At 45.4% G+C, this 12875-nt stretch carries 11 protein-coding genes; 6 read left to right on the top strand and 5 right to left on the bottom strand.

The features are described 5' to 3' along the window. Nucleotides 1–224 precede the first annotated feature (224 nt). Both DYADSP32_RS07780 and DYADSP32_RS07775 read right to left on the bottom strand, forming a co-directional pair. Nucleotides 225–626, bottom strand: coding sequence for a hypothetical protein (locus DYADSP32_RS07780; protein WP_149243259.1), 402 nt, complete (start codon nt 624–626; stop codon nt 225–227). 20 nt (nt 627–646) lie between these two features. Next, entirely contained in the window at nt 647–1030 is a 384-nt protein-coding gene (locus DYADSP32_RS07775; RefSeq protein WP_149243260.1) for a hypothetical protein, read from the bottom strand. 282 nt (nt 1031–1312) lie between these two features. Between DYADSP32_RS07775 and DYADSP32_RS07770 the strand changes: the two genes are divergently transcribed. Next, on the top strand, nt 1313–3073 hold the full coding sequence (locus DYADSP32_RS07770; protein WP_149243261.1) for a sensor histidine kinase: 1761 nt from the start codon (nt 1313–1315) through the stop codon (nt 3071–3073). Then, complete coding sequence (locus tag DYADSP32_RS07765; protein ID WP_149243262.1) at nt 3070–3837, top strand: response regulator; 768 nt, start codon at nt 3070–3072, stop codon at nt 3835–3837. The genes DYADSP32_RS07770 and DYADSP32_RS07765 overlap by 4 nt, the downstream gene beginning before the upstream one ends. Nucleotides 3838–3853: 16 nt before the next feature. Here the strand turns inward: DYADSP32_RS07765 and DYADSP32_RS07760 are convergent, their stop codons facing one another. Beyond that, the gene (locus tag DYADSP32_RS07760; RefSeq protein WP_149243263.1) at nt 3854–5362 is read right to left on the bottom strand and encodes a TlpA disulfide reductase family protein; all 1509 of its coding nucleotides are present in this window, start codon (nt 5360–5362) and stop codon (nt 3854–3856) included. Between the two features lie 304 nt (nt 5363–5666). Continuing rightward, nucleotides 5667–8102, bottom strand: a complete 2436-nt coding sequence (locus DYADSP32_RS07755; RefSeq protein WP_149243264.1) for an ABC transporter permease — start codon at nt 8100–8102, stop codon at nt 5667–5669. A 242-nt stretch (nt 8103–8344) separates the two neighbouring features. Here DYADSP32_RS07755 and DYADSP32_RS07750 point away from each other — a divergent pair, with 242 nt between their 5' ends. Next, nucleotides 8345–9160 (top strand): helix-turn-helix domain-containing protein, encoded by an 816-nt coding sequence (locus tag DYADSP32_RS07750; RefSeq protein ID WP_149243265.1) that lies wholly within the window; start codon nt 8345–8347, stop codon nt 9158–9160. Between the two features lie 67 nt (nt 9161–9227). Beyond that, nucleotides 9228–9704: a DUF6265 family protein gene (locus DYADSP32_RS07745; RefSeq protein WP_149243266.1), complete on the top strand. Its 477-nt coding sequence runs from the start codon at nt 9228–9230 to the stop codon at nt 9702–9704. 76 nt (nt 9705–9780) lie between these two features. On the opposite strand, the gene DYADSP32_RS07740 is transcribed toward DYADSP32_RS07745, so the two are convergent. Beyond that, on the bottom strand, nt 9781–10407 hold the full coding sequence (locus DYADSP32_RS07740; protein ID WP_149243267.1) for an FISUMP domain-containing protein: 627 nt from the start codon (nt 10405–10407) through the stop codon (nt 9781–9783). Between the two features lie 155 nt (nt 10408–10562). Between DYADSP32_RS07740 and DYADSP32_RS07735 the strand changes: the two genes are divergently transcribed. Next, nucleotides 10563–11933, top strand: a complete 1371-nt coding sequence (locus tag DYADSP32_RS07735) for a hypothetical protein (protein ID WP_149243268.1) — start codon at nt 10563–10565, stop codon at nt 11931–11933. A gap of 420 nt (nt 11934–12353) precedes the next feature. Next, on the top strand, nt 12354–12863 hold the full coding sequence (locus DYADSP32_RS07730; protein ID WP_149243269.1) for a hypothetical protein: 510 nt from the start codon (nt 12354–12356) through the stop codon (nt 12861–12863). Nucleotides 12864–12875 lie beyond the last annotated feature (12 nt).

Here is a 12875-nt window from a genome sequence, read left to right as displayed (position 1 = left end):
TGTCAACAGGATAAACTGTCTGGTTAGGTTTATTTCTTTCCGAATAACGATAACTTCTTTCCGAACGCTTATCGGAACTTTGTCTAGTCACCCTGGGAGATACAAGTCAAATGAGAGTTGTGAGATACGTCGCTGTGAACGGGGTCTTTCGCCCGAAATAGAATTCCTCCGAAGGACCCCGTTTTTTGTTGGATATACAAAATCCAGACAGTCAGAGTCCTCTTTTATCTCCGTTTCTGATAATCAGATTTTGCAGTGTTCAGGGCTTTATTGAGGTGCTTTTTGGCAATTTTTTCCATAATGGCGAAGCCGGCCTGATACCCATTGAACACAGAAGGACTTCCACCCACTTCTTCCGTCCTGCATATTTCATTTCCGGTTTTTCCGTCGGATATTTTCAAGTAACCGTGAAAGTTCTGTTTGACAGTAACGAACTTGTAACTACCGTCAACCACACAATCAATTACATAATCCGACAATTCCTTGGTTTCCGCCAGTTTGTAACCATCAGATTTCATTTTATCCACGATCTTGTTTTCAAACCCCTTTTCAGTAGGTGCGACATAGAACATTTGACCAAAGCCCACAAAGGGGGCAAAGACAAGGAGAGTTAATTTTTTTTTCATATTCAGAGTTACCTTATGGGTTACTTACTAGCCATAATATACGTGCGCTCCCCGTCATCAACAAAATCTATAATGAAGGTTTTACCTTCTACGTAACCCACCTCCTTGCCTCCCTCCTTCAGTAAAATCCTATCCCCTGATTTAGATAAAATGGCCTGGGCATCAGCCTGTTCAACAATTTTGCCAGATTGGTATAGAATGATCAAATAATTCACGGTTACGTCATCTATTCGGCTCAGCTTCAATTCCATACTGACCCCATTCTGTGGAAAAGTAATGTTATTAACACTGCTTACCTTGTATGTGCCCTCCACCTGGGTAGCTAAATTTGGATCGACGTCATCCTTTTTCGAACATGAGGCGATAAAAAGAATAATGAGGATGGATAACAGGGACTTTTTCATTCGATAAGGATTTACATGGTTTTTAAAATATGACTCAATTTTAGTCATATTTCGAATCTGTCATGAGGGCAACCGGTCTAGTTTGGCTAACTTCTTTCCCTATTGCCACAACTTCTTTCCGAACGGGTATTTGACTATTTCGCAATGAGATTTCAGCTAAAAATCAAATTCATGAATTTGGGAGTAGGTGACACAAAATCAGATTTTTCCTAAATGGAAATACCACTGAAAGTCCTACTTTTGTAACCGAACTCTTCCTTATGAACCTTTTCGTTATTGGTGATGGTAACCTGCCAACATTACATTCTGCTCTTGCTACTCCTTGTTTCGGCCCGGTCAACCATTGCGCAAAGCAGCGCGGGCTTACCGCTTCAGCCCGAAAAACTGGCCTACGCAAAGGAGGTTGAACAGGAGGCTTTGACGAAGAACGATACCCTGCTCATGGCCGAAGCCTATTACCTGTACGGGAAAATTCATGTAAACGCCAGAGACTATCTTACCGCCAAGCGCTACTTCTTAAAGTCGCTGCGCATCGTAGAACAGCGGCGTCAGTTCGACAAAATCAGCAGGATTTATTCACGGCTATCATGGTTGGAACGGGAACAGACGAATCTGACCAAGCAGCTCGAATATGCCCAAACTGCCCTTACTTATGCCCGCCTTGGCACACAGAAAAGTTTGATGGCTGCCTTTCAGTCCATGAGTGATACATACCTGACTATATGTTATGACAGTTTGGTTATCAATCGGAAGCACCCCTTGGAGGATAGTCTGTTTTACTATGCTAAACAGTCAGAGCAGATTGCTTATAAGCTGAAGGATTCGATTAGTGTAGCAGGTGTAAGCACCATGCTTGCAAAGGTCTACGGGTTCCAACGCAAGCCCCAGGCATTTCATTACTATCAAATTGCCCTGCGCATATACACAGCGCTGAACCAAACGTATCGACAGGTGATCATTGGCCAGCAAATGGCTCAAACCTACCTACAGTTCAATCAGCCTGATAAAGCCTATCCTCTGTTGCAGCAGGCGAGTGTATTATATCATTCCATAACAAGCAGGGAGTTTGAGGTAGAAAAGGATTTTGCCAGCAGCTACATGCAGTATTACCAGCAAAAAGGAGACTGGGAAAAGGCATTTGAGCAATTGTTAAAGGTTCGGGGATATGAACGCGACCAAATGATGGCTGACCGGAATGGAGCAGTCTCCAGGCTTAGTTTCGAATATGATACAAAAAAAAAAGAAAGGCAACTTAAAAGTCAGCGAAGGGAGTTGCAACTGAGCCAGCAAAACCAGCGGACGCAACACTGGTTATTGGTTGTTTTGTCAGCATTGTTACTGGGAACGGCCGGTACCAGTATCGCATTTTACCGGATTTCGAGAAAAAATAAGCGATTGAGCCAGCAAAACGCAGCCCTGGTTCAGGAGCAAAACCACCGCGTTAAAAATAATCTGCAGTTAATATCCAGTCTGCTGAGTTTACAATCGAACAGACTGGGTGACGAAAGCGCACGGAATGCCGTTGAGGATAGCCAGCGCCGTATTGAGGTCATGAGTTTACTCCAGCGTAAACTATATGATGGCGACAATCTGGTTACCGTCAATGTTGCTGATTTTGTTCCGGAGCTGGTTAACATGGTGCTGGAAGCGTTTGAACAGGAGCAGGTCGAAGTCGAATATCAGATGGAGCCCGTGGTGATGTTGCCTGTCGACAGCATGATGCGGGTTGGTTTGATCATGAATGAGCTTATTACAAATGCCTGTAAATACGCCTTTCCTGATAATCCCAAGCCCACACTGCAAATTACAGCCTACATAATGCATAAAACATTCCATATGCGTGTAATTGACAATGGGCCTGGTTTTATGAATACCAATGCCCCCATCCGGTCTTTTGGATTACGCTTAATTCAAATGCAGGTGGAGCAATTGTTTGGTACGTATAGGTTTGAAAAGAATGGGAGTTTTCAATTTGACATGACATTTACCCTATTTCCACCCTCTCCGTTCCGGATAGAAACTAAAATAAGTAAGGTTCCATGAAAGCGCTTAGAGTTTTGATCATCGAAGACGAGTTAGTAACCGCTCATGATCTCAAAGAAACATTGGAGAAAGCAGGGCACGTCGTAACCGATATTGTTCGAAACCTGTCGGCCGTTCTAACCTCCATCCGTATAAGTCCACCTGATATCATACTGGTCGACATTCATTTAGAGCATTCCTCCGAAGATGGTATCGACATTGCGCAGCGCATTTTGGCCCAGCTAGCTGTACCTATTATTTACCTGACCGGCAATTCCGAACAAGCCACTATTTTCCGGGCACAGCAGACGCGCCCGGCAGCTTATTTGCTTAAGCCATTCAGGCATAAAGAACTCGCGATTCAGGTTGAGCTGGCCTATTATAATTATCAGGCCTCGCTGGTTAATTCAGTAGACCCATTTTTATCGGAGAGCCTTTATTTACCCGTGGATCACGGTCGTGGCTATACGAAAATAAGAAAAGGCGATGTGCTTTATTTGGATGCAGATCGTGCTTATGTCGAAATCTATTTGGTCGGAGAACCGAAAAAGCGCGTTTTTGCTATGAACTTGGGTTACATTGCTCAGTTCTTTGCAGCACCAAACTTCTATAATCTGTCCCGGTCCCTGGTTGTTAATCTTGACTATGTTGAGCGCATTGAAAAAGGACAATTTTACATTAAAGGTCGGGATAATGATCCGGTTTCATTTCCAGAAGCGAACTATAAACTTTTTCTTCAGCAGTTTGCTATCGTCAAAACGCCCGCAAAACGCGAGGGTAGATGAATTCCCCTCTTCCAACCTATATCCTCAAAAGCGAATCCAAATATTTCGTGTTGACCAGTTCCGATGGCCTGTCGGCATTGTAATTAATAATCCGCCCGTCTTTACCGATCAAAATATATCTCGGTATACTATTGATCTTGTAAAGATGCATCACATCGTTGCTGTCAATTTTAGGATGGTTGTAATCGACTTCAATCGGCGATTGTATTGCGTGAACGCCTTTAAGCGCTAGGTTTTTCTTTAAATAGCTTTTCCAGGACTTCGGGTTGTTATCCTTCGATACGTAAAGGAAAACCAGGTCCTGGTTTTTACGATATCGCTCGGCTAGCTTCCTGGAATACGGAAATTCTTCGACGCATGGCCCGCACCAGGTAGCCCATAAGTCAACATAGATCAACTTGCCTTTATAGTCTGAAAGCCTGAACGTTTTACCATTTTCGTCCTGCATACTGAAATCTTTCATCGGAGCTCCGGGTTTGAGTGGGGCGTATTCCGCCAGTATTTGTTCCAGTTCAGGCAGATATTTGGAACGTGGATAATCTTTCTTAAACCCACTGACCATTTCATACAGTCTGTCATACGCAACTCCATCGCCTGCATAACCTAAGGCAATGAGATTACCCAGTACAAGGTCATGGTGCGGTGCCAGTCCTGCATTGGAGCGGACTGTTGTTTTTAGATAGTCATAACTTAAATTATAATCCTTATGTTGCCTGTAGTAGACTTCCATGAGCTCCGACAACCTGGTGGCGATCTGAAGATGCCAGTTATAAAATGAACCGTTGTATTTTAGCAGATGCGGATTGATTTTAAGGCCGGAGAAATATGCGTGCGTTACAGAATCCTGGTACTTAATGATTTGCACATCATCCTCATTGTCATAATAAACCTGTCTGTCGGCCAGTAATTTGAAATTACCATAATCCAGCCGGCGGCAGGTTTCAAAATTGGTGTTGAGACTACGAAGGAAATCCTTCTCGTATCCGGAAAGTGAAGCATCCGCAGAAACCTTTTTATCAAAGTCCGCTCCGAATGATTTAATAATGGTAAGGTAAATTTCGAGCGAATCTTCTGATTTGATCCGATCGTTCGCAGTACTCCATACGTTTTTGTAATCGGTGCGCCTGGTATCTATTTTACGTAAATCGGTCAGATAGTTATTTACGACTGCCAGATCGCCACTGAATCGAACATTATTTTTCTCGAAGTGAACTTCAATGTTTGTATTCGGCTGAAGGTACACGTAAGTATAAAAATGGGTGCTGTCGCCTTCACTGACCCTCAGAGCCAACCCCAGCGTATCCTGATTGGGTAACTTTACAAGCATACTACCCGACGGGTCGAACCGAGCCTTGTACAGTTTTATTTCCTTTTGCAGCAAAACAGAGCGATGAGAAATGCTTATTTCCTTGCCAATGCAAGCTTTACACGCAACACGAATTTCCATGCCGTTGCGGCTGGGTGCCTGATCGCAGGCAAGGCATGTCAGTAGAAACAGGCTTACTATCAATCGTATAGGTTTCATTATGGACGGGGTATTTGGTGTACAGGCTAGACTGGAAGTGCTTTGGTAACCTGTTTTATCGATTCTTCAAACCAAAAGCAAATTGACTTTTATATATACCAATCCAAGGGTTAATCTGTGTCAAAGCGTTCACTTTATTTTTAATGCCCTCGTTTTTATCCTCACCAACAAGCAGCATGTCTGTGAGGACGCGTGTAGCCACACACATCCAGGTGGAGAGCGATGAGCTGTGGAGAAAGAAAACGAATAGGTCGGGCGGGTCTGGAAGCCAGTGCGACCAGACCGCCTGAATCGACACCCAACGTCATTCGGTTTTCAATCCCTTGGCAGGATCAACCAAAGCCGCTCTGATGGCCTGGTAGCTGATCGTGACAATGGCAACGAACCCTGCCAGGAAGCCCGCGAGCACAAAGATATCCCAGGAGATGGTCGTTTTGTATTGATAATCCTGCAACCATTTCTGCATGATGTACCAGCCAATGGGCGACGCGATAACCGTTGAAATAAGTATCAGAATCAGGAAGTTGCCGGTGAGCAATGAAAGGATACTCCGTACCGACGCACCCAACACTTTACGGATGCTGATCTCCTTGCTGCGCTGCTCCACCATGAAAGCCGACAGTGCAAACAATCCCAGACAGGCCACGATCATAGCGAGTACTGCGAAGCTGGTGAAAATCAGCCCCATCCGGTTTACATCGTCATACATTTGTGCAAAGCTCTGGTCCATAAAAGTATACCTGATCGGCTGGTTGGGCGCGAGGGAATTCCACACGTTGGTAATGGCCTTTATCGTCCCGTTCACATCGGCCGTTTTTACTTTGATGGAAACAATGCCAGGGCTTTCACCCAGTTGCAGACAAAGGCCTCTGACATTTTCTTTCAAAGAATCGAAATGAAAATCTTCAACAACGCCGATCACCTCCAGATCATTACCGCTGTTGGACCAGTTGGTAATGTGCTTCCCGATCGGATTTTTCAGGTTAAGTTCTTTGGCCAGTTTCTGATTGATAATCACGGCTTTGGCATCCGTGGCCCTGTCCCTGGAAAAGTTACGGCCCTCCACGATTTTTATTCCCAGCGTTTCAATGTAGTCGGGATCAATAATCCAGAACTGGCCTGATGTCGAGGCTGTTTCCTTTGTTTTACCGAATTGCCAGAATCCGTTTCCATTGCGTTTGGTCCCCTCCACGGGCAAATAGTCACTCACCGTCGCATTTGCAACCTGTGGTAACTTTTTGATCTCCTCTTTGAAAACAGGTATATTTTTGCCCAGTGTGCTGGCTCCCTGAATAAGCATCACCTGATCTCTGTCATACCCGATTTTGGCATTCAGGATATAGTTCACCTGCCGGTAAATCACAAAGGTGCCTATGATCAGAATGATGGACGTGGTAAACTGGAAAACCACGAGACCGCTCCGTAGTGCTGAGCCCTTACTACCCCTGCTCAATTGTCCTTTCAGCACATTGATGGGCTTAAACCCCGACAAATAAAATGCCGGATAAAGCCCGGCAAGAACGCCGATAGTCACCGAGCTGATCACCAGGACGGGCACGAACCACGGGGCGGTGAAAGGAAAAACAAGGGATTTGGCGGCGAGCGTATTGAAAAAGGGAAGTAACAGCCAGGCCAGAATGGCACCCAGGGAAATTGAAATAAAGCTGATCAGCAGCGACTCGGTCAGGAATTGTTTCATCAGGCTTCCCCGTTCCGAACCGACGGTTTTTCGGAGCCCCACTTCCATGGCTCTGTTGGCCGATTTGGCGGTGGAAAGATTGACGAAATTGATGCAGGCCAACAGGAGGATGAAAACGGCTACACTGCCAAAAAGCCAGATAAACCGCATATCCCCGTGGCTCAGTCCGTCGATTACTTCGGAGCTCAGGTGTATTTCCGATATGGGCTGGAGAATGTAGCTGAGCTCAGCGGCAATTTTATCGTCATCAACCTGTTGTCCGCTCGCTTTCTTCTGGGGAATGTAATACTTTCGGGTAATGGCCGATAGCTTCGACTCGAATTTACCCACGTCCGTGCCCTTCTTCAGACGGACGTAGGTATGATAATTGGTAGCCAGCCAGTTGGTCTGTTCCCCTTCGTAGAACATCACACCGGCCAGCGTCATCATGTAATCGAAACGAACGTGGAAGTTTGCCGGGAAATCTTCAATCACACCCGTTATTTTTCGCGGCTTTGACAGATCATTATTGATGACCATCACCTTGCCAACGGCCTGCTCTCCAGGGAAAAATTTATCCGCCCGCGACTTGGTGATCACCAGGCTGTTTGGTTCGTCCAAGGCATTTGCCGGATCGCCCTGGATCATTTTTAAGCCCCAGATTTCCAGGAGGGCCTGGTCCATGTATACAAAATGTTCCTCATATACATTTTGTAGTTTATCCGCCCTTCTGATCTGATTGGGGCCGGCTCCGAATAATTCACTATTGAGGAATCGGCCTATTTTTTCCACTTCCGGATAATCATCCTGAACCGCCTTCGCAAACGGAGCTTGCATCCACACATACTTTCCGACTTCACCATCACTTTGCTCATGCGTTGCGATCCTGAAAATATGTTCTTTGCCGGCAATGTCCTGGTCGTAACTCAGCTCATCCCTGATAAACAAAGTAATGAGAAAACAGGCAGCAACACCAATGGCAAAACCTCCGATTTTAACGAAAGTATACATTTGCTGCTTTACCAAATGTCGCCACGCGAGTTTAAGATAATTACGAAACATGGTTGGTCGGAAGAAAGGTGGATATATCGCAAACGCAACTTTCGTGCCTTGTTTGCAAGTGTCAGATAATCAGTGTATTTTATGCATTTTTGCGTTCGGAATTGTACGGAGTGTGTTCGTTTACGGACATCCGTGGCAGGGAAGGGGAGGAAGGGACAGATTTCGCCTGGCAGCTCAGGCTGTGAGCCACCTGGTGCGTAACACCTTTTAACTAGCTATCTTACTATTTCAAAAAGTGTGCAATGGAATTTACCCGAATTAAACCGCATTCCGATTTAGATGCATTTATTGAATGTTACTGGATGATGTACAGCCAGGATTCAGTGCCGCGGATTGAGAAGATCATTCCGGATGGCTTTACGGAGATTATTTTCAATTATCGGGATGTTTACAGATCAAAAATTAGTGGACACTGGGAGATGCAATCGCCAAATTTACTGGCAGGCCAACTCAAGACCTTTTTTTATCTCCAGAATACCGGATATACAGGTTCCATTGCGATTAAGCTGAAACCGGCTGCTTTAACCCAGTTATTTGGTTTCAGTATGGATCATTACCTGGATAAAATTGTTGACCTGGACGCACTGTCAAATCCGAAACTTATACAATTAAAGGAAAAAATTAACGATTGTGTCAACCTTGGGTGCAACAGGCAAGAGCAATTTGTAAAGAGACTTCTGGATGAATATTTTACTACACTTATTCAGGGCGCATCAGAAAACCCCCTGGAAGCACCTCTGGATCTTATATTTAGTTCCAACGGACTGGTTACGGTGGCGGAAATGGTAGCGGTGGCTGGCGTTGGCGAACGACAGCTGGAACGTCTGTTCAAAAAATACATCGGCCTTTCTCCGAAATACTACGTACGGATTATCCGGTTTAACTACATTTTTCAATTAATCAAATCTAAAAATAACAGCTGGGCGGAAATTGTTTATCAGTCAGGCTATTATGATCAATCGCATTTCATCCACAATTTCAAGGCTTTTACAGGGGAAGACCCTTCAGCCTACTTTTTTGAGCAGGAAAACATGGCCAATTTTTTTCTGAACAAATAGCAGACCTTGTCGGGTTTATACAATACAAGAAAGGGAGACGCGTTTATTTTTGCTAAAAAAAAACAAAATGAGCACTAAAAAACTACTCCTGATTATCTCTCTGCTGCTATCAATGCATGTTGGTTACGCGCAGGAAAGTAACAAGCAAAAATTCAAAAAACTGGAATGGCTGACCGGAAAGTGGATCCGGACGAATTCAAGTGCAGGCGAATCTGGTTATGAGACGTGGAACAAAGTTTCCGATTTAAAGCTGAGCGGCAAAGGAATTACCCTCAAAGGAAAAGAGGCCGTTTTTACCGAGAACCTGGAGTTGATTGGGAAAGGAAATGATATTTTTTATGTCGTAACGGTGAGCGGTGAGAAAATGCCTGTCTACTTCAAGCTGACTGCCGTTGATACCAATGGCTTTTCATGTGAGAATCCGGAACACGACTTCCCTAAAAAAATAACATATAGCCGTAGCGGTAACCAGGTCAAAGCGGTAATTTCAGGGGACGGTAAAAGTGTTGATTATATTTTCGTGCGGGAAGAGAAGAGACAATAACGTTTTGTGCTCTCCCGGCCAGATAGGGTTAGTCAGTTTTTTTACTTATCCGTACCGCTTCAAGTGATCAAGCAACTTAATCCCGGACCAGACGAACGGAGAGTCCGGCAGAAACCTGGACATCCCAACGGAACGCCTTTTTTAGATTTTTTTTATTGCTGCTGGGAGGGCCACCATAGTGAAAGTTCCATGCCCAGGCATTACCAACTGAATTATGAAGGGAGGACGTCCAATAGATACCGAGAACACCTTGGGTCATATAACTGCCATCGGGTTTACGGTGACCTCCCGCAGGCGCATCGAACCCGCTGCTGTTGGTGCCATTGCCGTCTTCATTCCAGCCTTTGACGCTTTTCAGCGCTTCACCGGCCAGGTCGGTTCCGCCAAATTGATCCACCAGCGTAGCCCATTCGCTATCCGTTGGTAAATGCCAACCGCCGGGGCAGGCTTTTTTCGCCGCCTCCCAGGTGTAAAGCAAGCCCAGCTCTTTTCGATTATGCTCGCGGTCATCATATGCATAGCTGCCTTCAACTTTGTAGTTCAGGTTTTGTGCCATCCAGGTGACGGTGGTTCCCGTCAAAGCGTTTTTAAAGCTCATCGTTTTATACGTTTGGCCATCCCGCGAGTCGGTGAAGGTGGACTGGGCTATTAACGCTTGGGTAAATATCAGGGTGGCAAGTACGGTAAAGATCTGTTGTTTCATCGATGTGGCTTTGTCATCATAAATTTTTTCTAAAGGACGCTATTTTAGGTAAAGACCTGACACATTACATCCAAATACTTTTTTATCAAAATCTGTGGGTAAGTAGCCTTTGGGCCCCTGAAAAACGTATTGGCTTAACAGTTTCTTTTTTAAACATGGATAAAAAACAAGCAAGGCTGGCCTACATTCTTTTCCCTGGGGTAACCATGTTGCTCGGTTGGGGGTTGCGCGGATACATTGGCGGAGGGCCATTTGGTGCGATGATACCCGGAGCAATGATCGGCATCGCCGTTTGCCTGTTGCTCGGCTTACCTGCTAAGTATGCGGCACTGGTTACCCTTTTTGCCGTCGTGGGTGTAGGTATAGGTGGCGAGATGACCTACGGACAAACCTTACGTTTTCTCAGGGATGTGGACACAGTTGGCTTCGGGACAGTGGGTACCACGGTAAAAGGGGCGGTATGGGGATTGTCCAGTGGGCTGTTCCTCGGCATTGGCCTGCTTCACGGGCGAATCGACAGGCGCATTTTGGGTATAGGCATGGTGCTTTTTTTTATTGCGATGCTGCTTGGATTCAAGCTGATCAACGATCCGAAATTGATTTACTTTTCGGATCCGATCAACAAACCAAGGGCTGAATCCTGGGCTGCGATCGGATTCGGAGCTTTGGCCTTTTTGGCCTGGTTAAGAATAAAATTGCCCGCACGTGATTTCAAAATTGTGTTGAGTTTTGTATCCTGGGGCACTTTGGGAGGAGGTTTGGGTTTTGGACTTGGCGGATTGTGGATTTTTTTGGGTGCCCAGTTAAAACTTGTCGCGTTTACCAGCTGGTGGAAAATGATGGAGTTTTCATTTGGGATGATTTTGGGAAGTGCACTGGGATGGGCTACCTGGGTAAACCGGACGTATTTACAAACCCTTACCCCAAATCCTGCAAAGGATGATGACCGGCCTCTTTGGGCTGAGCTGGCAGTCGCGACAATGATGTCACTGGCTATTTTCTGGTTGCTCCCTCTCATACTGGAGCCATTGCTCGAGGCTACCGGATATGCTCACGGACTAGCAAGTGGTATCGGATATGACCTGTTGAGGCTATTGAACAACTATGCATTTATGGGCGTTCTCATGCTGTTGGTGGGTTATTGGAATCATGGTTATGCCTTGCAAATGGCCGTCACGCTCACTTTTTGCCACACCGTGATCGACCTGATGCAGGATTTGGAAGGCGAGACGGGGATCCAAACCAGCCTGGTATTTCAGGTTGTATGTACCATCGTGAGCAGCCTGGTCGTGGCATTCCTGACCGCGCGCTTTGCCAGGACCAACCAAACCTTGAAACAGTTGATGCAACTGCTGATAGGGTCAACCATGGTTGTTGCTATGCTCAAGATGATCACGCAGGTTAAGTGGGAGGAAATCGCTGCCAGTTCCCCATCCTTACTCATCACCAAAGTATTCTTTGTTCACCTTGTGTTTCTGGCCTCCGCGGTTTATGCTAGCTGGTTTACGGTGAAAAAAATAGAATAGGGATGAACGGGCTGGCCTGAGGAAACTCGCCTGAAGTGGGGAGGCATGATGATCTGTTGAGTCCTTTAAGCACTGTGTCGTGAGTGACGGGAGGTATGAATGGATTCAAAAGCAAAATGGAACGAAAGTCATCTGACCGCAGGGTATCTCTTCGTAAAATTGGTCTTTGATAGCAATATTTTTGATCGGGAACTTCTTTTTAAACCGGTCGGCGACTTATGCGGCTTTGGGGGCGTCCAAGGGTTACTCCAAACTGGGGTGAGTAAAAAAGGTGGAGTAGTAGCGTTTTGTAATAGTTCAATTAAGATGCAGGAGCTGTGGAGCCGGCCCTGTATTGCGGACACCAATCAGGGAGTTAGTTTACACAGCTGGATGATCGTCCTCACATTATTCAGATTTTGACAAACCCCCATTCTTTATATGAATACCCGATTCTCATTTTACGGATTGATACTATTTATCTCCATTTTCTGTGCCTGTGACGGTTCGTTTCCACCATTGAACATGACATTTTGCTGGACGCTTGTGGATCGATATGGTAACAACATCGGGCAGGAGTGCAATAAATCCGAACTACAAATGAAGTCCGAATACCCGGATAACTGCAGTTATTACAAAGTAAGCAAACACGGCTGCTGGCTAACGGAACAGGAAACGTTATACCGAAATGTACCTGAAGGCCAAATCGACTATCTTGTGCAGTGCAAGGGAATGACCAAGCCAATAAAGGTTAATTGTGAAGACTGCCAGGTTTGGCTTACTCGCGAAAAGCATTTGTCCAAACTTGACGATTCTTTCTTTTTTCGAAGGATCAGAGACCTTGGTTATTGTGGAGATACACTGACGAAACTATATAGCGGAAGAGAAATCGCACTTCGTGAGACAAGTGATTCACTGATTACTTTGCAGTTCCTGAATCTGCTTAAATGAACCGATAAAAAC

Origin of the sequence: Dyadobacter sp. 32 (assembly GCF_902506755.1) — a bacterium.
Taxonomy (GTDB): domain Bacteria; phylum Bacteroidota; class Bacteroidia; order Cytophagales; family Spirosomataceae; genus Dyadobacter.
The sequence above is the reverse complement of the archived record's forward strand: the minus strand, read 5'-3'. Positions and strand labels throughout refer to the sequence as shown.